Origin of the sequence: Bremerella sp. JC817, assembly GCF_040718835.1 — a bacterium.
In the GTDB taxonomy this organism is placed as follows: domain Bacteria; phylum Planctomycetota; class Planctomycetia; order Pirellulales; family Pirellulaceae; genus Bremerella.
Genome location: NZ_JBFEFG010000247.1, coordinates 23618 through 43137 on the forward strand (window position 1 = coordinate 23618; position 19520 = coordinate 43137).

General features: G+C 56.3%; 20 protein-coding genes and 1 tRNA gene. 3 read left to right on the forward strand and 18 right to left on the reverse strand.

The window, feature by feature from the left end; all coding sequences use genetic code 11:
* Positions 1 to 121 precede the first annotated feature (121 nt).
* The 16 genes from AB1L30_RS03115 to AB1L30_RS03190 form a co-directional block, all read right to left on the reverse strand.
* A complete protein-coding gene (locus tag AB1L30_RS03115; protein WP_367011900.1) occupies positions 122 to 952 on the reverse strand; it encodes a M48 family metalloprotease in 831 nt (276 codons plus the stop codon).
* Positions 953 to 1102: 150 nt separating this feature from the next.
* Positions 1103 to 2725, reverse strand: a complete 1623-nt coding sequence (gene serA / locus AB1L30_RS03120; RefSeq protein ID WP_367011902.1) for a phosphoglycerate dehydrogenase — start codon at positions 2723 to 2725, stop codon at positions 1103 to 1105.
* Positions 2726 to 2784: 59 nt separating this feature from the next.
* The gene (gene serC / locus AB1L30_RS03125) at positions 2785 to 3870 is read right to left on the reverse strand and encodes a 3-phosphoserine/phosphohydroxythreonine transaminase (RefSeq protein WP_367011903.1); all 1086 of its coding nucleotides are present in this window, start codon (positions 3868 to 3870) and stop codon (positions 2785 to 2787) included.
* A gap of 287 nt (positions 3871 to 4157) precedes the next feature.
* Positions 4158 to 4817, reverse strand: a complete 660-nt coding sequence (locus AB1L30_RS03130) for a tetratricopeptide repeat protein (protein ID WP_367011904.1) — start codon at positions 4815 to 4817, stop codon at positions 4158 to 4160.
* Between the two features lie 251 nt (positions 4818 to 5068).
* Positions 5069 to 5560 carry a hypothetical protein gene (locus AB1L30_RS03135; RefSeq protein ID WP_367011906.1) on the reverse strand — a complete coding sequence of 164 codons (492 nt, stop codon included), beginning with the start codon at positions 5558 to 5560 and terminating at the stop codon, positions 5069 to 5071.
* Between the two features lie 367 nt (positions 5561 to 5927).
* On the reverse strand, positions 5928 to 6671 hold the full coding sequence (locus tag AB1L30_RS03140) for a hypothetical protein (protein WP_367011908.1): 744 nt from the start codon (positions 6669 to 6671) through the stop codon (positions 5928 to 5930).
* 39 nt (positions 6672 to 6710) lie between these two features.
* The gene (locus AB1L30_RS03145) at positions 6711 to 7325 is read right to left on the reverse strand and encodes a sigma-70 family RNA polymerase sigma factor (protein WP_367011909.1); all 615 of its coding nucleotides are present in this window, start codon (positions 7323 to 7325) and stop codon (positions 6711 to 6713) included.
* A gap of 210 nt (positions 7326 to 7535) precedes the next feature.
* The gene (locus AB1L30_RS03150; RefSeq protein WP_367011910.1) at positions 7536 to 8225 is read right to left on the reverse strand and encodes an FHA domain-containing protein; all 690 of its coding nucleotides are present in this window, start codon (positions 8223 to 8225) and stop codon (positions 7536 to 7538) included.
* Between the two features lie 375 nt (positions 8226 to 8600).
* A complete protein-coding gene (locus tag AB1L30_RS03155; protein ID WP_367011912.1) occupies positions 8601 to 9332 on the reverse strand; it encodes a biotin/lipoate A/B protein ligase family protein in 732 nt (243 codons plus the stop codon).
* Positions 9333 to 9421: 89 nt separating this feature from the next.
* A complete protein-coding gene (gene gcvPB, locus AB1L30_RS03160; protein ID WP_367011913.1) occupies positions 9422 to 10882 on the reverse strand; it encodes an aminomethyl-transferring glycine dehydrogenase subunit GcvPB in 1461 nt (486 codons plus the stop codon).
* Positions 10875 to 12248 (reverse strand): aminomethyl-transferring glycine dehydrogenase subunit GcvPA, encoded by a 1374-nt coding sequence (gene gcvPA / locus AB1L30_RS03165; RefSeq protein WP_367011914.1) that lies wholly within the window; start codon positions 12246 to 12248, stop codon positions 10875 to 10877. Before gcvPA ends, gcvPB begins: the two co-directional genes overlap by 8 nt.
* An 82-nt stretch (positions 12249 to 12330) precedes the next feature.
* Complete coding sequence (gene gcvH / locus AB1L30_RS03170; RefSeq protein ID WP_345087311.1) at positions 12331 to 12726, reverse strand: glycine cleavage system protein GcvH; 396 nt, start codon at positions 12724 to 12726, stop codon at positions 12331 to 12333.
* Positions 12727 to 12800: 74 nt separating this feature from the next.
* Positions 12801 to 13904 carry a glycine cleavage system aminomethyltransferase GcvT gene (gene gcvT / locus AB1L30_RS03175; protein WP_367011915.1) on the reverse strand — a complete coding sequence of 368 codons (1104 nt, stop codon included), beginning with the start codon at positions 13902 to 13904 and terminating at the stop codon, positions 12801 to 12803.
* 429 nt (positions 13905 to 14333) lie between these two features.
* Entirely contained in the window at positions 14334 to 14801 is a 468-nt protein-coding gene (locus tag AB1L30_RS03180; RefSeq protein WP_367011916.1) for a DUF1569 domain-containing protein, read from the reverse strand.
* Between the two features lie 114 nt (positions 14802 to 14915).
* Positions 14916 to 15659 (reverse strand): DJ-1/PfpI family protein, encoded by a 744-nt coding sequence (locus AB1L30_RS03185; RefSeq protein ID WP_367011917.1) that lies wholly within the window; start codon positions 15657 to 15659, stop codon positions 14916 to 14918.
* A 221-nt stretch (positions 15660 to 15880) separates the two neighbouring features.
* Positions 15881 to 15966: transfer RNA gene (locus tag AB1L30_RS03190), tRNA-Leu, on the reverse strand.
* Between the two features lie 310 nt (positions 15967 to 16276).
* Between AB1L30_RS03190 and AB1L30_RS03195 the strand changes: the two genes are divergently transcribed.
* From AB1L30_RS03195 to AB1L30_RS03205, 3 genes are all read left to right on the forward strand, one after another.
* Positions 16277 to 16534, forward strand: coding sequence for a hypothetical protein (locus AB1L30_RS03195; RefSeq protein ID WP_367011918.1), 258 nt, complete (start codon positions 16277 to 16279; stop codon positions 16532 to 16534).
* Positions 16535 to 16678: 144 nt separating this feature from the next.
* Positions 16679 to 16942 (forward strand): hypothetical protein, encoded by a 264-nt coding sequence (locus AB1L30_RS03200; RefSeq protein ID WP_367011919.1) that lies wholly within the window; start codon positions 16679 to 16681, stop codon positions 16940 to 16942.
* A gap of 136 nt (positions 16943 to 17078) precedes the next feature.
* Positions 17079 to 17771, forward strand: coding sequence for a hypothetical protein (locus AB1L30_RS03205; protein ID WP_367011920.1), 693 nt, complete (start codon positions 17079 to 17081; stop codon positions 17769 to 17771).
* Positions 17772 to 17792: 21 nt separating this feature from the next.
* On the opposite strand, the gene AB1L30_RS03210 is transcribed toward AB1L30_RS03205, so the two are convergent.
* Positions 17793 to 18119 carry a DUF971 domain-containing protein gene (locus AB1L30_RS03210; protein ID WP_367011921.1) on the reverse strand — a complete coding sequence of 109 codons (327 nt, stop codon included), beginning with the start codon at positions 18117 to 18119 and terminating at the stop codon, positions 17793 to 17795.
* A gap of 4 nt (positions 18120 to 18123) precedes the next feature.
* The gene (locus tag AB1L30_RS03215) at positions 18124 to 19404 is read right to left on the reverse strand and encodes an AMP-binding protein (protein WP_367011922.1); all 1281 of its coding nucleotides are present in this window, start codon (positions 19402 to 19404) and stop codon (positions 18124 to 18126) included.
* Between the last annotated feature and the right edge of the window lie 116 nt (positions 19405 to 19520).

The window sequence follows — 19520 nt, forward strand, 5'->3', positions numbered from 1 at the left end:
TGGATGATCTTCAGCTTGGTTTGCCGCCAGGGGATGCGAGACGTCCCCGATTATCGAAAAACAGGGCGACAGCGTCAAAACCGAAAACCGAGTCCAACGCGGAAATCTTTTTCGTAGCTGGCTAAGAACCTGCCAATAGGCAGATACAAAAGACAATCAGCGTAAGCTGGCTAAGAGAGACCGCGATTAGAAACAATCGCAGCCCATTCCGCAGGCAAGGCGAAAGATGGAGCCCCAGCAGGGCCCGACGACGCTGCTCGAAGCTGGGATAAAGCCACGACTTTTGATCGGGCCGCATGCCAGAGAGAAGGGTCAGTTGTGAAAGTGCCCGGACCAATACGCGGGCATTCTGCAGTCGACTGCCGTTGCGGGACGAAAGCAAGTCGACGGCGAAGAAGTCGGCCTGAAATTCCAGCAGTGGAGCTACCATGTGTAGCATGATCGACATATATCCCATCGTGCCGAGAATCACCCCAAACTGAATCAACGCCTGCCAGCCTTCAACTCCTTCCAACTGGTGGACCATCGCCATCCCCAACAGACCGCCGGCGAAAACGATACTCAGCCGGATCGGTACGTGCCACAGTCGCATATGACCGACTTCATGAGCAACGATCGCTGCGGCTCCATGGGGAGAAAGGTGCCGGAATAGGGCGTCGCTGACCATGACGAACGAGAAGCCTGGTACGCAGCCCAATACGGCTGCGTTGCAGATCCGTTCGCCGGTGTCCCATACGCGCAGTTGGCTGGCCCACTGCTGGTCGCCTTCGGGCAACGCACGCAGTAGCTGCTGCTTCTGGCGAAGCGTCGGCTCGTCCAGCGACAACAGTCGCCGGGCAATCAGCGGATAGGCAACGACCGCGGTCAGTGGGACCAGCCAGACTAGCCAAATCAGTTGATCCCAACCACTGGATTGGCTGGCAAGTAACGTCAGTAAGATCAACTCGGACAAAGGGTTCGCTCGAACTCGGAGGACGAAAGTGGTTGTTCAACGTCTCAGAGTAATTCGTTGGTCGACGCGTTCAATTCCACTTCGCGCAAAGAAAAACCGGTACGATTCCGCATCGTACCGGTTATTCCGATTGTGACGATTATCGCGAAGTTATCGCATCCAGGTTGGCATCTCGCCAGCGGCTGGCAGTTCGATCACTTTGCAGCTGGTGATGTGATCGCTCGACATCACTTCCTTGACCGATTCTTCGCTCGGCAGGCCATCCAGGTTCAACACGCCGACGGCACCGCCGGGCTGATTGCTGGAACGTCCGACCGCCATCTGGGCGATGTTGACGTTGTGGTTGCCGAAGATCGTGCCAACGCGTCCGATGATGCCAGGGACATCGTTGTGGGCGAAGATGAACATCGTGCCGTCCAGGTAAGCTTCCAGACGCTGTCCATCCAGCAGGATCAGACGTGGCATGTTGTTACCGAACAGGGTACCGCCGACCTGGTGGGTCTTGTTGCCCTCTTCGATCGTCGCGGTGATGCTGCTGGTGAAACTGCCGGTGTCGGTGCTGGTTTCGGTCGACAGCTCGACGCCACGATCGAGAAGCAGCATTTCGGCGTTGATGATGTTCGGTTCGTCCTCCAGGGCCTTCGCCAGGAACCCGGCACAGAACGAAGCGGTCAGCAGCTTGGGGCTCTTGTTGGCGACTTCGCCACGGTAGCTCAGCTTGACCGACTTGACGCCACCGGCATGCACCTGGGCTGCCAGCAAACCAAGGCGGTAAGCGACGTCCAGATAGCCGCGGATGTTTTCCAGCGTCTTGGGATCGAGTGGAGCAACATTGACGGCGTGACGAATCTCGCCGGTGGTCAGGTAGTTGGTCACCAACTGAACCGCTTCGACGGCGACCTGGGTCTGAGCTTCTTCGGTGCTCGCACCCAAGTGTGGCGTGCAGACGACGTTCTCCATACCGAACAGTGGGCTGTCGGTGCATGGTTCTTCGGCGTACACGTCCAAGGCAACGCCACCGAGGTGACCTGATTTCAGGCCTTCAACCAGGGCTTCTTCGTTGTAGATGCCACCACGAGCACAGTTGATCAGGCGGGCACCTGGCTTCAAGGTCTTGATCGATTCGGCATTGATCATGTCCTTGGTTTCGGGCGTCAGCGGCGTGTGGACGGTCAGGTAGTCGATGTGCGGCAGCATTTCGGGAACGGTCGGTGAGAGCTGGATACCCAGTTCCGCGGCACGTTCCGGGCTAACGAATGGGTCGTAAGCGATCACGCGCATCTCGAAGGCGAGAGCACGCTTGGCGACTTCCATCCCGATACGACCCAGACCGACCACACCGAGGGTCTTGTCGGCCAATTGGGTGCCCATGTACTTCTTGCGGTCCCAACGACCTTCGGCCAGGCTTTGGTGCGCGGCCGGGACGTTACGCGAAAGAGCCATCATCAAGCAGAAGGCATGTTCGGCCGTGCTGATGGTGTTACCGCTTGGGGTATTCATCACCACGATGCCGTGCCGGGCTGCGGCCTTCGAGTCGATGTTGTCGGTACCGACCCCAGCACGAGCGATCACTTTCAGGTTGGTGTTACCTTCCAGCGACTCGGCGGTGATCTTCACTCCACTACGACAGATGGCCCCATCGAATTCGTTGAGGGCACTTCGCAGCTCTTCGCCTTTCAGGCCGGTGCGAACTTCGTATTCAATCCCAGGGGCTTGATCCAATAGATCGAGACCTTCCTGGGCGAGCGTATCGAGAACAATGACTTTGGGCATGATGCGTTTCTTTGGCGGTTGAGGGTTTGCCAGCGAAGTAAGGGATGGTTTGGGGGCGTTTACTTCATGAACTTGAGCATGAAGTCGCGAAGTTTCTCGACGCCTTCCACTGGCATCGCGTTGTAGATCGAAGCACGAACGCCACCGACGCTGCGGTGACCGCCCAACTGGGTCAGGCCGACTTCATTGGCTTCAGCCAGGAACTTCTTTTCCAAAGCTTCGTCCGCCAGCTTGAACGTGACGTTCATCTTCGAGCGGACTTCTGGAACGGCGTGGCCGATGTAGAAACCGTTCGACTGATCGACGGCGTCGTACAGCAGCTTGGCTTTGGCTTCGTTGATCGCTTGGATCTTTTCCAGGCCGCCCATTTCTTCCTGCAGCCACTTGCAAACCAGGCCCAGCAGGTAGATGCCGAAGGTTGGAGGCGTATTCCACATCGAGTCGTTCTCGGCATGGTTACGGTACACCAGGTAACCTGGCAGGTCGCTGCTGGCGTGTGCCATCAGGTCTTTGCGAATGATCACGACCGTCACGCCGGCAGGACCAGCGTTCTTCTGGGCACAAGCGTAGATCAAACCGTACTTCGAGATGTCGACCGGACGGCTCATGAAGTCGGACGACAGGTCCGAAACCAGTGGCACGTTGCCCACTTCTGGTTCGCTGGCGAATTGAACGCCCTGGATCGTTTCGTTGGAAGTGATGTGGACGTAAGCGGCGTCCGAAGTCAGGTTCAAGTCGGCTGCGGTTGGCAGCGTGTTGAAGTTGCACGACTTGCCGTTCCAGGCAACGTTCGTCTTGCCTTCCTTAACGGCTTCTTCCAGGGCCTTCTGACCCCAGCTACCGGTCACGATGTAATCGGCCGTCTTGTCGGTCCCTTTGAGCAGGTTGATCGGGATCATCGAGAACTGCAGACGCGATCCACCTTGCAGGAACAGCACGTCATGCGTGTCTGGAATGTTTAGCAGCGAGACCAATCGGGCCTTGGCATCCGCGTGGATATCCATGTAGGTCTTGCCGCGGTGGCTCAGTTCCATCACCGAACTACCCACGCCTGGCAGCGCGACCAGATCGCGTTGGGCTTCTTCAAGCACAGGGAGGGGCATCACAGCAGGACCGGCGGAAAAATTGTATACGCGTTCTGGCATGACTGTCGGCTCAATGGGGAAGGGCACCGGCTTGGGCGAAGGTCGTCTCCCGAGAGACATCCCTGAGGAAACCGGGGGATAGCAAGTAAACCCAGATTTTACGAGGAATTCCACTTCGATAGAAGCGGCCCCCATGCCGCCTGTACAGAAATGGACCTACGGTGCGCAAATATGGGTATGTCAGAGGGATACGAAAGAGCACCAGCGGTTCAGACCGTGGTGAAGTGATCCCTCGAAGAAGCTGAAAAACTGTGCCCAAAGCGGCGAAAGCTGCGCTTCAGTGCACATTAATATCGCTGGCGCGAGTTGGGCTGGTTCGCAAGCTGAGTGCCCATGGCGGGCGAGAGGGTCGAGTATTCGCTCTGAATCCCCTGTCGCTGAAGGGAAGCGATCCGCGAGCCAACGCCACTATCCAGATTGTTCAACTGGTACGAACGCTGGTAGTTGGCCAACGCCTGCCCCAGTTCGCCCGATTGTTCTCGCAGGCTCCCCAGGGCAGCCCAGGCTCGAGAGTTATTCGCATCGACTGCCAATGCCTGATTGAGCTGATTCTTGGCGTTCTCTTTGTCGCCGAACTCTTGATAGAGTCGAGCCAGTTCGATTTTCGGATCGGCCATTTGTGGCGAACGCTGCTCCCAGCGTTCCATCAAGGTGAATGCGCTGTCGCTGCGCTGGGTGTCGATCAAAAGCACAGCCAGGCCGCGGTGGCATTCGGTGTGGTTGGCATCCAAGTCCAGGCACTGGTTATAGAGTGCTTCGGCCTGGTGCATCATGTTGCGGTCGTTCGACTGCTTTCCCATTTGGTGATAGGTAGCCGCCAGGTTGTAATACGCATCGGGATTGGCTGGATCGTGACTCAGTGCCTTCTGGAACTGAGTCACGGCAACCTGAGGCTGACCTTCTTCAGCGGCGCGCACGCCGGCAACGTTGTAGCCAGAAGCTGCCATCTGGCAGCCAGCACTAGCTACGAAGAGAGAAGCGAGAATCGCTAAGGGCATCATTTGTTGCTGAAGAGTCGTTTGTCGATGCACGTCATCAACCCCATTATCCTGAAATCAGGCGACGGTTTCTTTGTGAGTCGGGGGAGAATAATGGCGACTTCTTCCTCAATCAATACGAATTCTCTCAAGAAAAGATTCAGGGAGGCCGAGAAGGCCTCCCCAAACCGCTAGCAACGTTGGTTTGATGTTCGAAGGTTTTAGTCTTCGATCGCTGGAACTTCGTCCGAGAACGCGGGCGTTCGCTCGGTCGCTTCCACTTCAACAGTTTCTTCTTCAGGCAGGTTGTTTCCGCCACGGCTGTAACCCAGACCGCGGATCACTTCCAGGATCTCGCTGCAAGTCGGGAACATACGGCCGCTGGAACGCTTGTAAGCATCCAGAGCTTGCATGAATTCGATTTCGTCATTGGTGTAGTCGCGTTCGCAGGTCGTTGGATCGATCTGGCGGCGACGGTTGACCTTAGCACGACGTTCCATCTTGGGTTCGGCCGTTTCGAGCTTTTCTTCCACGACATCCTGCTTCGTCGTCTTTTCAGCAGCGACCTTGCTGCGGCGATCGGTTCGGCGACGTTCCATCGTTACTTCCTGGTCACCAGCTTTAGGCTTGCTCGTCTTGGCTGCCTTGGTCGAGGTCTTGGTGGCAGCCTTCGAGGTCGTCGTCTTGCGGGTCGTCGTTTTTGCTTTGGCCACGATGGTAAGCTCCGTTGACTTGGATGGTTGGGGAGGATGCGTTGGGAATACTCAACCTATCGGAGTCTGATGTGGTAACTTTGCAACATTCCGTAAAGCCTACAGATTGTGCAGATTGTTCCGATTAGCCGGACCTATGGGGCTGCGCAAAGTATGCATGCGTGCCACCAGCGGGGATTTTCTGAACTAAAGAGGGCGGGAGCCAAAAGAAAAACCACACGTAAAAACGTGTGGCTTCGAGAGAATCTGGCTGCGAGAACGGCTGGAAACTACGGGGTTTCCGCTTCTGGAGGTGGCTTAGGAGGCTCTAGAAATGAGGAGCTCAGGCATTTTAAGTGTTCGTCCAGATAGCCGTCCATCTCTGTAACTAGATGACCGAAGCGTTCTCAGCGGCTTCCAGAGGAGCCGGCGCGGCGGGATCGACCTGGATGGCGGGAGCCGTGTCGGTCTTTTCCTGCAGGAGCGAGAAGGCATTGGTGAGCGAATGGGTGCCTGGCATCAGGCTTCGCGTCAAGGTGTTGATCAGCGGGGCCGCTTCCTGATAGACGGCAAACTGATCATCGATCGGGTTGAAGTCGACCGCGACGCTACCGCCGAACTGATTGAGCGACTTGAACGCCATGTCGGTTTGCGAGGCCATGCTGCGAGCAATCGGAGCAAACGAAACCGTCGTCAGCCGGGCATACTCACGCTGTTCGATTGGCAGCGTGGTTTCGATCGGGCGAGGAAGCAAAGGGGGCGTGACCGTCGTGGTGGTCAATGCATTAACCGGAGCGACCTGATCGCTCCCTGTTTCAGGAAGCATCCCAGGCACGAATGCAACCAGCGTCAGGCAAAGTGCCAATGCGAGGGCGAGCCCAGGCAAGGAAGCCTGGTTCCAGCGACTGCCGGCCGGAGCCGTGGCAACGGTCGATTGAGGCTGAGGACGTTCCGCGAGTTCTTCCGGCGCCGAAGCGGCCAGACCGGCGAACAGCGAACGGTAGGCGAACAAGAGTTCTTCGCACTGAGGCCGATCTGCCTCGCAGACCTTGGCTACCAAAGCATCCGCCTCGTCGAGGCGTCCTTCGTCGAGCCAATCCTGCAGCGTGTTTTCAAACTCTTCAAATGTCACGGAGGTGTTCCTGAGCAAATGACCCGCGATACAACTTACTTACTTTTCTTCGGTCGATTTCGATAGCTGACTGTCGCGATATTCTTGAGTAACTCCTCGGTTGATGAGCCGTTGAACTAACTCGCGACGGGCTCGGTGGACCCAAGTCTTGACCGTTCCGAGGGGGCATTCCATTTGTTCCGCGATCTCGCCGTAGCTCATTTGGTGATCGTGGAACAAGAGAAACGCAGTGCGGTATTCTTCGCGGACATGAGTCAGAGCCAGTTGAACTTCTTCGGCCAGTAGTTGACCGCGATGATCGATGCCACGGTGATCCTCGACATGATCCTGGGTTTCGCAAGCGATTGGTCGGCGATTGCGTTGAGCTAGGTGGGTTCGACAGCGGTTGCCGGCGATTGTCAGGATCCAAGGTTCGATCGGACGCGTTCGATCCCAGCGATGCAGGTTTCGGAACACACGCAGGAAAGTCTCCTGGGCCATGTCCTCCGCCTCGTGATGCTCTCCGAGCATTCGATAGCAAAGCAGGTACACCTGGTTTCGAAATCGACGTACGAACTCAGAGACGGCGCTCTGGTCACCTTCCATGCATTGGTCGACTAGCAGGCTGAAATTCGTCAAAGGGGCGCTCCTGGACTGATCAGATCCACTCTGCATAGTACTACCCCGAAGCGATTGGTTTGGTTTCGCAGGAAAAGAAAAGTGCGGAGAATTGACCAGTTATTCCAAGCTTAGCGGCAAATCTTGGGATCAACGACCCAGAAAGTAGAAGATGGCAGACATCGGCCAGCCAAGGTAATAAAAAAAGCCGCTCTGGGTGCCAGAGCGGCTCATGTGTTGAAAACGAAGCGTAGGTCTCAAGCCAGATTAGCGGCGGTTGTCCATCAAACGACGAATCGCGTCGTTGGCGGCAGCCTGGCTATCTTTGGCAGCGGAAGATTCCATTTTAGGAAGCTTGCCGTAGTTCTTCTTTTTGGAACCGAACATGCCGAGCAACCCAGACTTGGTCTTGGAATCGCCACCTTCTTCGGCTTCGGCAGCCAGTTCTTCTTCCAGTTCACGAAGTTCGTCGAGCGAAACGGTTCTGGTTTCGTCTACGCGGAACTGGCGAGTCTCGGGGTTCTCGAGACGATGGCTACGTTCTTCTTCGTCTGCTTCTTCCAGCCAACTGGCAACGTCGTTGCTCATGTCGGCGGATTGGGCCACGCGGCTGGCAGCTTCTTTGACGCTGCTAACCTTGGAACGCTTGGCAGCGCCCAGAGTGTGATCAATCAAAATCAGGAAATCGAGCGGTCCGACGCGGAGTTCGTCTCCCATCTTCAACTCGATGGTGCCCTCGACACGCTCGCCGTTGACGTAAGTGCCATTCTTGCTTCCGAAGTCTTCCAGAAACAGCTTGGAATCACGAATCGCGAGCGCACAGTGTTTGCGACTTACCATGTCGCTTTTGGGCTTGAGATGACATCCGTCACCTCGTCCGATGACGAAGTTGTCGACTGGGAGTTTAAACTCCTTGCCGGCACTTGGTCCTCGGATTACTTGTAGCATGACTTGCATATTTAAATCCTTCCTGTGCAACGGCTAATCCCACATTTTGAGAAACTCAATAATGGCGATTGAAAAGGATGATCTTGGGATTCACCGAGCCGACCGAAGGGTCTGTGTCGATATCAGTGCAATCAGCGCGCCAGGACTGGGAATTCAGGGAAATATCGCGGGTTGCTGATGGCGACAGATGAGTCTTATCACAATAACCGTTCGGAAACGGTTTGCAACTGGTTTGTTTCGGGGTGCGGACACCCGTCAGAATAGTGTCAGGAAACTTAATTTGGGTGCCGAACCATAACTCTGTTATCGGCATTCCGTTGGGTTCCCTTAAATAAGCATAGTCCCCCATTAGCCCTGAGGCAACGGAGTTTTCTGTTGCATTGGCTATCTCTTATGGGTCCACCCATTGGCTTGGAACTTATCGGTCTCAATCGCCTGGGCTGAGCTTATTTCCTCCTTAGTGAGGGGAATGTCCACATAACTTCTCTGAAACTTGTTCTTTAGGGCTTCGCTCCAGGCCTCGATTAGCTGACCTTCGGTTATTTTCTGACCAGTTAGGTCGACCAAACCCGGCAGTTCGGGGGCCGATACGGATTGATGCAAAAGGACACTGCCATGTTGCAAAATGGCTGCCTGATGTCGCCTTTGGGCACTACCGCAGATTTTGAAGTCCTTCACGATGACATCGACCTCGTGTCGCCGCTGGAAACAAAGGAACGGATCGTCGTGCGAGCCAGGCTGAGGAGTGCCACTCAAATGTGCACTTATGCGCCAAGATGCCAAAACTTCAATCAGCGTTTCATGGAAGAGATCGAACCAGCGTGTGTACTCGTCGGAGCGTGAATCTTTGACCGGAGCGACGAAGCTGTAGGTTAGTTCGCGATCGTGCATGATCGCTCCACCACCGCTCGCCCGGCGGACACACGCCGACTCGCGACTCGCTTCGTGCTGCCAACGATCCTCGTATTTTTGAAAGTACCCTAGCGAAAGCGTGGGTTCTTCCCACTGATAGAAGCGGAGCGTCGGCATACCGAACTGCTCGGCATTTCGCAGAATGGCTTCATCGATCGCCATGTTCCAACTGCCCCGAGCAGGCGGATCCAGGATTAAGCGCATCTCGTTCATCGATCGTCAGGTCCGTACATGCAACATGCCCACGCAAAGGTGGGCATGGCAAAGTTTGAATTCGGGGGTTTTTGCCGAAATTAGGTGCTGCAGAAGTCGGCTCGAAGACATGGGCTGCGGGCAGCTTGGACTTCGTTGGGCCGGCTGATTGGCGTGGTGTGCGGTGCGTCGTGCAACAGCGCCGCATCTTCTTCGGTAATCTTGAACAAGGTCTCGACAAAGGCGTCGAGGGTTTCCTTGCTCTCGGTTTCCGTCGGTTCCACCATGATCGCTTCTGGAATGGTCAACGGGAAGTAGACCGTCGGGGCATGGAAGCCGTAGTCCAGCAGTCGCTTGCCGATGTCCATGGCGGTGATGCCTCGTTCCTGTTTCAGCTTGGAAGCGGAAGCAACAAACTCGTGCATGCAGCGTTCGCCGCGTGGCACCGGCAGGAAGTGCTTCACCTTGCTCAGCAGGTAGTTGGCGTTGAGCACGGCGTTTTCGGAAACCTGACGCAGACCGACTGGGCCATGCGAAAGGATGTAGCAGTAGGCACGCACCAGCACACCGACGTTTCCGAAGAAGCTACGCACGCGGCCGATCGATTGAGGACGATCGAACTCGAGCTTGTAGTTATCTCCTTGCTTCTTCACCACTGGCGATGGCAGGAATGGTTCCAGGGCTTCGGTCACACAGATCGGACCGGCGCCAGGACCACCGCCACCATGCGGACCGCTGAAGGTCTTGTGAGGGTTGTAGTGCATCATGTCGGCACCGAAGTCGCCTGGGCGAGCGATGCCGAGGATGGCATTCATGTTGGCACCATCCAAGTAGATGAGGCCACCCTTTTCGTGAACCGCGTCGGCGATCTCGCGAATGTTCTTTTCAAACAAGCCGAGCGTGCTCGGGTTGGTGATCATCAACACGGCGATGTCGTCGGTCAACTTCTTGCGGAAGTCTTCCATGTCGACGCCACCATTCGGATCGCTTTTGATGCTGACCGCTTTGAAGCCAGCCATCTGAGCACTTGCTGGGTTGGTGCCGTGCGAACTGTCCGGAGCCAGCACGACCTTGCGGTCTTCGCCGATGCTCTTGAAGTACTTGGCAGCCACCATCAAGGCCGCGAGTTCGCCATGGGCGCCGGCGGCTGGTTGCAGCGAGCAAGCGGGCAGGCCTGAGATCTCCGAGAAGATCCCTTGCAGCTCGAACAGCAATTGCAGCATGCCCTGGATCGTCGATTCGTCCTGATAAGGATGCAAGTCGACGATGCCTGGCATCGAAGCCAGGCGTTCGTTGCGCTTCGGGTTGTACTTCATCGTGCACGAACCGAGCGGATAGTAATGCGTGTCGACCGACATGTTCTTGGTCGACAGGTTCGTATAGTGACGAACGACTTCTCCTTCGGTCAATTCCGGCAACTTCAGGGCTTCGCTGGCCAGGAAGTTCGAGGGAATCAGCTCTTCCAGAGGTTGCTCCGGAACATCGCAGGCCGGCCAGCTAACCGCCGTACGACCAGGACGCGAGAGTTCGGAAAGCAGTTGAGTAGCTTGTTGGTTACGCATGGATCGTGGAACCCCCGGAATGAATGAGGGAGAAAGTTCGGGCCAGAGCGTCGATTTCCGACTTGGTGCGTTTTTCGGTGACACACACCAGGAAGCAGTCATCCATTTCAGGGAAGAACTGTCCCAGTGGAATCCCGCCGAGGAAGCCTGCTTCGCGAGCTTCGGCCAGCAGTCCTTCGACGTTACCTTGCGTATCGCGAAGCACGAATTCTTTGAAGAACGGGTTGCTGCTGAACACGGGCTCCAGTCGTTCGACTTCGCTCAACTTGGTTTGAGCGTAGTGCGCCTTCTGCGTGCAGAGCGTCGCGGCTTGCTTCATGCCGCCTGGGCCGAGCAGTGCCATGTAGATCGAGGCTCGCAGGGCAAACAGACCCTGGTTGGTGCAGATATTACTGGTCGCCTTTTCGCGACGGATATGCTGTTCACGTGTTTGCAGCGTGAGGACCCAGCAGCGTTTGCCGCGTCGGTCTTCGGTCTGACCCACGATACGGCCTGGCAAGCGGCGAACGAACTGTTCGTTGCAAGCCATGATGCCGAGGTAAGGACCACCATACTGCATCGGCGAACCGAGCGAGTGTCCTTCGGCAACGGCGATGTCGGCACCCAAGTCACCAGGGCGCTTTAGCAGCCCGAGGCTGATAGGGTCGAAGCTCTGGATCACGACGGCGTCGTTCTTGTGGGCGATCTCGGCGATCGCGGCGACGTCTTCGATACCACCAAAGAAGTTCGGCGATTGAACGACGACGCAGTTGGTATCTGCGTTGACGGTCTCTTCAACCTTGGCCAGGTCGGCGACACCATCCACACACGGGATCTCGATGATTTCGATACCGAGGTGCGTGAAATAGGTTTGCAGAATCTGGCGGTATTCTGGATGAACGGTTCCCAGCACGACGACCTTCTCGCCACGCTTGCCGGTGTTCAACGCCATGATGACCGCTTCGGCCAAGGCGGAACCGCCGTCGTAAAGACTCGCGTTGGAAAGATCCATTCCGGTCAGATCGCAGATCAATGTTTGGTATTCAAACATGGCCTGCAGATTGCCTTGAGAAACTTCCGGCTGGTAAGGCGTGTACGAGGTGTAAAACTCGCCACGCGATGCCAACGCATCGACGACAGCCGGAACGAAGTGATCGTAGCTACCGCCACCCAGGAAACAGGCGTGCGTCGCTGGCGAAGCGTTCTTCGCGGCCAAAGCCGAAATATGCTGCGTCAGTTCCAACTCGCCCATCATCGGCGGCAAGTCCAGGTCGCGTTTCAGACGAAGGTCGCTAGGAATGGTAGCGAACAGCTCTTCGATCGATTCGACCCCGATCGACTTCAGCATGGCTGCCTGGTCGTCCGGCGTGTTGTAGAGATAGGTCATCCAATCTGTTCCAGAATTAAAAGAGGCGTTCCGTTCCCGAGCGTCGAGGCCCGGGAACTTGCAAGGGAAACCAACAGCCTGCTTAGCCTTCTTCGGCACACATCTTTTCGTAGCCGGCCTTATCCATCAGGCTGGCCAGGGCCGAATCGTCGCTGATCTTGATCTTGGCGATCCAACCATTGTCGTAAGCATCTTGGTGCAGCGAATCCAGGTTATCCGGCAGGGCGGTATTGGCTTCCACCACTTCACCGCTAACCGGGGCGTAGATGTCACTAACCGCCTTCACCGATTCGATTTCACCGAACGATTCGCCGGCGGTGACTTCCTTGCCGACTTCTGGCAATTCCAGATAGACCAGGTCGTTCAGGGCTTCAATCGCATGAGCACTGATACCAACCGTGGCAATCTTCGCGCCGTCCGATTCTTCCACTTTGACCCATTCGTGCGTCTTGGCGAAAAGCAAATTGTCCGTGGACATGATCGGGAAACTCCTAACTAACTGCGAATAAAATGCGATGAAGGAAACGGAGGGGATCGAGCCAATGAACTCGACTATTTCCGTTTGTAGAAGGGAAGAGGAACCACTTTGGCGGCATGTCGTTTACCACGCACGTCGACATCGACCAGCGTGCCTTCCGCGGCGAACTGCGGAGCGACATATCCCATGGCAATCGGCGAACCCAACGTTGGCGATTGCGAACCACTGGTGACTTCGCCGATCTGCTGATCGCCGGAATACAGTGGGTAGTGTTCGCGAGGAACGCGACGATCTTGCATCTCCAGACCGACTCGGACTGGCAACGCGTTTTGATCGATCGCTTCCAGAGCGGTCTTGCCGATGAACTCGTGATCCCACGAAAGGGCAAAACCAAGGCCGGCTTGCAGCGGCGTGATTTCTTCTGATAGCTCGTGACCGTAAAGCGGCATCGCGGCTTCCAGACGCAGCGTGTCGCGGGCACCCAGGCCAACCGCATGACCACCCACTTCCGCGGCGGCAACATGCAAGGCTTCCCACGTCTTGATGGCCTTCTCGGCCGGAACTGTGAGTTCGACTCCATCTTCGCCCGTGTAACCGGTGCGGCTCACGAGGCCTGGGTGGCTGAGGATGTTGGCTTCGCGTCCCTGGTAATACTTCAGGTCGCTGATATCCCCTTCGATGTATTCCTGAGCGATCGCTATCGCTTTGGGACCTTGCACGGCGATCATCGCCGTTTGCTCGGTGTAATCGGTGAAGGTGACGTCGGCTGGCAGACGCTCGTGAATCCAGGCCGCGATCTTCTCGCGATTGCCAGCGTTGACCACCATCCAGACATACGATTTGCCTTCGCTGTCTTGGAGGTGATAGGTAAGAATGTCGTCGAGAATGCCGCCGTCTTCTTTGCAGACGAGGCCATAGCGAATACGGCCTGGCTTCAGGTCGGCGACTTTGCGAGTCACCAGACCATCAATGAAGGCGAGGGCGTTGGCACCGTCAAAGCGAAAACGGGCCATGTGAGAAACGTCGAACAAGCCGACTGCGTTTCGGGTGGCGTTGTGCTCGTCAATGATCGAAGTGTACTGAACCGGCATAGACCAGCCGGTAAAGTCGACCATTCGTCCCCCGTTCGCAGCGTGCCAGTCGTATAGTGGTGTTTTCTTAAGTGTTTCGGTCGTCATCCGTCGAACGTCTCGTTTCTCGTCTATGCCTGTCACCGCGCAAAGAAAGCGTTCTGGTCGAGTCCCGATTTCGGAACAAGCCAGTGGGGGTGACGTAGGCTCCGCGAAGTTGCGGGGCTCAGTCGAGCTAAGATGCCAATAAGCGAAGGAACTAATTTGATAGCTTGGATTGTATACGATCAGACGCGAGTGAGAAGGGGCGAGCTTACCTAGTTTATTAAGGTAACAGTTGAAATTGTTACCATGGGACAACCGGAATCAGGCCCCTAGAGGTAACCATCACCCTTCGCTTTTGTGACGAGAGATCGACTCGGCCCGTCGGGCAAGCTGATCCCTTTCTTCCAGCAATTCCACTTCTTTCAGCTCTGCCGCAGCTCGATCTGGCGGAGGGCTTCTTCGGGAGACCGCATCGCGTTAGATGCCTTCTGTTTAGTTGCGTGGTTCGAGAAAACGCAGATGATGGGCCGCGTGGGTGGTGTAGACCCGCAGCATGTCGGCATGGTTCAAGCGTCCGAACCCCGGATGCGGATGGAAAGGAGCGGTGTGATTCTCCAGACGCGCGACGCTCTCCTTATATAAGGAGACTTCGGTTGCATCGTCGGCATCCTCCCCAGGAACGAAGATGGATGTGGTCGGCACACCGATCGGCGAGTTGCCCGCCATGATCCGCGGCAGAAGGAAGGGGCGCACAAATGGCCGCATAAAGGCGAACAGCCCGAAATACCACGGATAGCCATCGATGCTGCAATCTTGAACGACCCGCAGATGCCGACAGGCCTGACCGAGCGTCCATTTGCCACGGCGCTCGTAACCCGTTTCCAGCAGCGACTCGGTCTCGGCGACTGCCTGGCTTAGGTTTTCAAAGCGAAGATCACGGAGGGATTCAGCAGTCGGCATGATTGTGGGCGATTCAACGGAGCAGGGGAGTGTGGTTGCGAGGCTGCATTCTAGTTCACCATGCCCTGGCGAAAAACCGCCGCAACCGTCGACTAGCTCAGAAGTTCTGCCTTGTTATGCGGTGTCGCTTACGTCAATCCCGAGTCGCCGAGCGACCTCTATCGCGGTTGCCAGCCGCTGGGAAGTGATTCCGCACGTGTGTTCTCGAATATGGGCCACCGTTTCAGGCGATGCGACTTCCGGAGAACCGGACGAGAAAGGAGGCTCCGGTGCATATTGAATCGCCAGTTGAATCTGACGCGCGACCTCTTCGCCCCGCAACATCGCAGCCACGCGGAGGGCCCCATCGATGCCAGAGGTCAGGCCAGCCGCGGTGACAAGATCGCCGTCGACGACGACCCGCTCGTTGGTCGGTATCGCGCCGAAGTACTTCAGCAAATGGAACGCGGTCCAGTGCGTCGTCGCCTTCTTCCCTTGGAGTAACCCAGCTGCCCCGCAGACTAAAGATCCAGTGCAGACCGAGAAGGTCAGCCGCGCGGCCGCCGATTGCCGGGCAACAAACTCCAGCACTGTGTCGTCATTCATCAATGCCTGTTGGCCATAACCGCCAGGCACAAGAAGGAGGTCGAGCGGTGCGGCCTCTGCCAAAGTGGCATCTGGCGATAGTCGCAGCCCCGACTGATCGCGGATCGATTCCTTGGTTTTCCAAAGAAGTAGAACGGGAAGCGAGGTCAGTCGACACAAGACCGAGTAAGGACCGGTCAGGTCCATCTGGTCCATGTCGGGGAAGATCAAAGCACCAATCCGAATCGGCTGATCGGGCGAGAACCAAGGCTCCGGAGAAACGGTCGCGACCATGGTAAACTTCCTTATTCCACCAGATGGGTGGTCTGATGCAGCAGGGTGGTGCGATAGCCCGTCCGCCTGCGGGTGGTCATCTGTTGACCAGGCGGGCAACTATTTAGATCTCCGAGCTGCCAATTGCAGTCCTGGCAGGGGAGGGTCATTCAGAATTTTCAGCTGTCGTTTGAATCGCCATCAAGGCAAGTTCAAATAACTCGAAATCGATTCGAGATCAGTGGCCGAGGCGGGGATCGAACCCGCACGAGGGTTACCCCTCGCAGGATTTTAAGTCCTGTGCGTCTGCCAGTTCCGCCACTCGGCCTTTAAGGGTGCCGCACATCACATTGCTATTTTTCAGGAAATGTGCAATTTTTGCTTTCCCTGAAACCCAGGTGGGTGGTGCGGTGTTATATTGCTGGGCGTTGGCAACGACTGGCATTGTGACACTACTAAGAAAGTCCCACAAGTAGTTCGAGCCCAAACAGTTCGGCATAAGGCACTTATCGATGCTCTGCATCTTGCCGCCCGATCGTCTGGATTGACTTTCACCCCAAGAACGAAACGATTCACCCGAAGTAGCATCAGAACTTCATGTATCGCTGATATGGGATTCAAGAAAGAAATCTACAACCATGAACTACCGACAGCCTAACGTCGTAGAGACCGTAATTTGGCTTGTTGCCGCCGCTATCGCTATGTTTATGGCGGTTGGGGCGACTTTACTGATGGTGTTCATCGGGGCAACGATGCTACTGGCCAGGATGGCAGGTGAGGCGGTTCGCGCACTGTTCGCAGGGTTTACCTCGGACGGGGCGTTTCACAAACATAATTCCAAGGAACAAGGAGCTCGTCCGGCAGTTGTTGAAGGGTATGTCATCAGTCGGCGATAGGCATTTGGCACAAAAAATGCACTAGTCGCTGAGCCCGAAGTTAGGAAGGCAGCCACGCGGAACATCCGCGTGAACTTCTCAGGCAAGCTTTGGGTCCTATGGACATTGGCATCTTGACCCTTTGAGGACTGGCGAACGAAGACGATGATCGCACCTCGACATTTTCATTTAGCAGGTACATCCCTGGCGGAACGCTTGGATGTGGTGTTGTCCCCTACGGGCAAAACATTTGTTGGCGGGAAGAGCATCATCCTGCAGGATCTGCTCAACAAGCTGTGCGCTGGTACGGTGTGCACCGACACGCATGTTCGTATCTTCGCCGGAGCGGCGTGCCGCTTTGATCATCTCGCCGATGTCTATCGTTTGTGCAAAGAGCACGGCATCAACAACGTCGAACTGGTTGCCTAGAAAAAATTCTTGGGGCAATTTGCGATGGTCCTCTCCCCCTCGATCTGGCGAGAGGGCCTCGCTCCGGTCAATTGACCTCACGCGCCTGCCCAACCTAGAATGAGTCCGCACGTAACGACTCTTTGGGGAACCGAGCATGGCTGGCGATTTAACGAGTGACCCGGTTCGATTAGCAATCGCAATCTGCCCATTGGCGGCATATCTCGCGTTAATCGGGTTCATCAATCTACGCCGCGGCCCATTCATCACTTCTGGCGGCCGGGATACGCTGGCTTTAGCGATTGGTCTGAGTGGTTTGGCAATGATTGGTCCCCTGGCATTGATGATGCCCAGTTGGTCGGCCAGTTATTACGGCGCGTATGCCTGGCCGATGATGCTGTTTCTTTACTTCCTGATGGTTACGTTCTTCAATCTGATTCGGCGACCACGGATCGTTGTTTACAACACCACGATCAAGAACATGCGACCACTGCTGCGGGAAGTAGCCGATGGGCTCGATCCGACGGCTCGTTGGGCTGGCGAGACCTTGTTCCTGCCGAGCTTGCAATTGCATCTGATCATGGAAGAAGACTACGGCACGCGCAACGTTTTGATCAAATCGGTTGGGCCTCGCCAGGACCTGGGCGGTTGGCGTCAGCTAGAGCTCTCGCTGGTTCAGGCTGCCCGTCAACACGCACGGCAGACCATCAATCCTTACGGGATCTTCCTGCTGGTCGTCGGGGCGTTCATGCTGCTGTCGGTTTGCATGCAGGTCTATGTGCATGGCGACTTCGTCGACTCGTTCCAGCACGACTTCTACTTGGATTTGAACGTCGATCCCGACTTCTAAGGCTGCCTGCTTGGCTCGCCGCTAGTCGGCATAGGGCTCGCCCAGTTCATAGAGATACTCGAACGTGAAAATGCCCGAGTCATGCCCATCGCTGAAAACAATCTGGTAGGCGTAGTGCCCGACCGGATTCATCCCTTTGATCGATATCGGTGCCATCTCTTCCGGGCTGAGAACGGTCAGTTCGTTGGTCGGTTTGCTGGACTGGGCGGAGTGCTTTTCACGCGTTAACGCGTCGGGGCTTGAGTCACGCAGGTCACGCGGGCGATAAACTCGCTTCGTGTCGTCGCTCCAGTCGATCTTCAGACGGCCATCCGGTAGCAGGGCCAAGGCAGTGGGGTGTGCGCTCAATGTTTTAGCCCTTTCGCGAATCGATAAATCGTCGGCCCTTGCCTTCAAAGCGAGGCAAACTTCCCGATTCGACCAGTGTCACTTCGACCTTTAAGCCAAGCCGCAAGTGAAGTTCCTGGGCGATCCGTTCTGGCTCTTGCTTGCGGTCTTCAACTTCGACCGAAATGGCGTCCATCGCCCCGCGTTTCACAGCGGTCAGGCGATACTCGACCACTTCTGGGAAGCTGCGGAGGATCTGTTCGATCGAAGTTGGGAAAACGTTCACGCCTCGAATGATTAGCATGTCGTCGGTACGCCCCAGTACGCCACCTTCCAGCAGCACGAAGTTGCAAGGGCCAGCGTTATTCCAACTCGGACGAACCAGATCGCCGGTGCGGTAACGAATCACAGGCGAGCCGTAACGCCCCAGCGTCGTCAGGATCAACTCCGATAGTTCCCCTTCTCCGGCTGCGGTGCCGGTATCCAGCGAGATGAACTCGGGCAGGAAGAAGGCTTCGTTAATGCAGACACCGGTTTGATTGGCGTTCGAGAAGCCCCACGGTCCGACTTCGGTCGCCCCGCTATGGTCGATCACCTTGGCGTTCCAGGCCGTTTCAATACGCTCGCGAATCTCGGGAATCGAGCCCCCTGGTTCGCCCGCCAGCACCAGGCGACGCACGCCCAGTTCGGCCAGGTTGATGTGGTTTTGCTGGGCGACTTCCGCCATGTGCAAGGCATAGGTCGGCGTACAAAAGACGACGGTCGCCTGGTTGTGCTGGATCAGTTCCAGCCGGCTGATCGTGCTGAGGCCCCCACTGGGGATCGCCAGGCAGCCCCGTTTGGTGACCGCATCGAAGGCGCTCCAAAAGCCGATGAATGGTCCGAAGCTGAACGCGAAGAAGCAGCGGTCCGAGCTATTGATCTCCGCCGCATCGATCACGTACTGCCACGCATCGAGCCACCATTGCCAGTCCTCCTCGGTATCGAGAACCACCATCGGACGTCCCCGGGTGCCGCTGGTGCGATGGAACCGGACATATTGTTCGATGCCGTAGGTTCGGTTGTTCGCCAGGTCGCCATTTTCGTGGCTGCCGATCAGTTCGTCTTTGAAGGTAAACGGCAGGTTCGCAAGCTGATCGAGCGAGGTGAGCGGCAGCTTCACATCAGCGAATTTCTCAGCGTAAAACGCATTATGAGGCAGAATCGCGGCGAGCATTTCGTTCAATCTGGCCAACTGAAACTCGGCGAGATTCTCGGGACTATCGCAGCGAAAGGATTCGCGTTGTTGAGGGGTATTCTTTTGCATAGTTGAATCTTAGAGCGTCTCTCTGGCCGAAACCACCCGGGCATTTCCAGGGACCATACCCGCCTAACACGGTAACCGGAATTCGGGCTAAAATAGGAAGTTTCCATCCCCCAGCT

What these genes read in the sequence shown, in the direction of transcription:
- serA (WP_367011902.1), bottom strand. Translation starts at nt 2,725, where the DNA reads ATGCCCAAAGTCATTGTTCTCGATACGCTCGCCCAGGAAGGTCTCGAT.
- serC (WP_367011903.1), bottom strand. Translation starts at nt 3,870, where the DNA reads ATGCCAGAACGCGTATACAATTTTTCCGCCGGTCCTGCTGTGATGCCC.
- AB1L30_RS03130 (WP_367011904.1), bottom strand. Translation starts at nt 4,817, where the DNA reads ATGGCAGCTTCTGGCTACAACGTTGCCGGCGTGCGCGCCGCTGAAGAA.
- AB1L30_RS03145 (WP_367011909.1), bottom strand. Translation starts at nt 7,325, where the DNA reads ATGCAGAGTGGATCTGATCAGTCCAGGAGCGCCCCTTTGACGAATTTC.
- AB1L30_RS03150 (WP_367011910.1), bottom strand. Translation starts at nt 8,225, where the DNA reads ATGCAAGTCATGCTACAAGTAATCCGAGGACCAAGTGCCGGCAAGGAG.
- AB1L30_RS03155 (WP_367011912.1), bottom strand. Translation starts at nt 9,332, where the DNA reads ATGCGCTTAATCCTGGATCCGCCTGCTCGGGGCAGTTGGAACATGGCG.
- gcvPB (WP_367011913.1), bottom strand. Translation starts at nt 10,882, where the DNA reads ATGCGTAACCAACAAGCTACTCAACTGCTTTCCGAACTCTCGCGTCCT.
- gcvPA (WP_367011914.1), bottom strand. Translation starts at nt 12,248, where the DNA reads ATGACCTATCTCTACAACACGCCGGACGACCAGGCAGCCATGCTGAAG.
- gcvH (WP_345087311.1), bottom strand. Translation starts at nt 12,726, where the DNA reads ATGTCCACGGACAATTTGCTTTTCGCCAAGACGCACGAATGGGTCAAA.
- gcvT (WP_367011915.1), bottom strand. Translation starts at nt 13,904, where the DNA reads ATGACGACCGAAACACTTAAGAAAACACCACTATACGACTGGCACGCT.
- AB1L30_RS03180 (WP_367011916.1), bottom strand. Translation starts at nt 14,801, where the DNA reads ATGCCGACTGCTGAATCCCTCCGTGATCTTCGCTTTGAAAACCTAAGC.
- AB1L30_RS03185 (WP_367011917.1), bottom strand. Translation starts at nt 15,659, where the DNA reads ATGGTCGCGACCGTTTCTCCGGAGCCTTGGTTCTCGCCCGATCAGCCG.
- AB1L30_RS03195 (WP_367011918.1), top strand. Translation starts at nt 16,277, where the DNA reads ATGAACTACCGACAGCCTAACGTCGTAGAGACCGTAATTTGGCTTGTT.
- AB1L30_RS03200 (WP_367011919.1), top strand. Translation starts at nt 16,679, where the DNA reads ATGATCGCACCTCGACATTTTCATTTAGCAGGTACATCCCTGGCGGAA.
- AB1L30_RS03205 (WP_367011920.1), top strand. Translation starts at nt 17,079, where the DNA reads ATGGCTGGCGATTTAACGAGTGACCCGGTTCGATTAGCAATCGCAATC.
- AB1L30_RS03215 (WP_367011922.1), bottom strand. Translation starts at nt 19,404, where the DNA reads ATGCAAAAGAATACCCCTCAACAACGCGAATCCTTTCGCTGCGATAGT.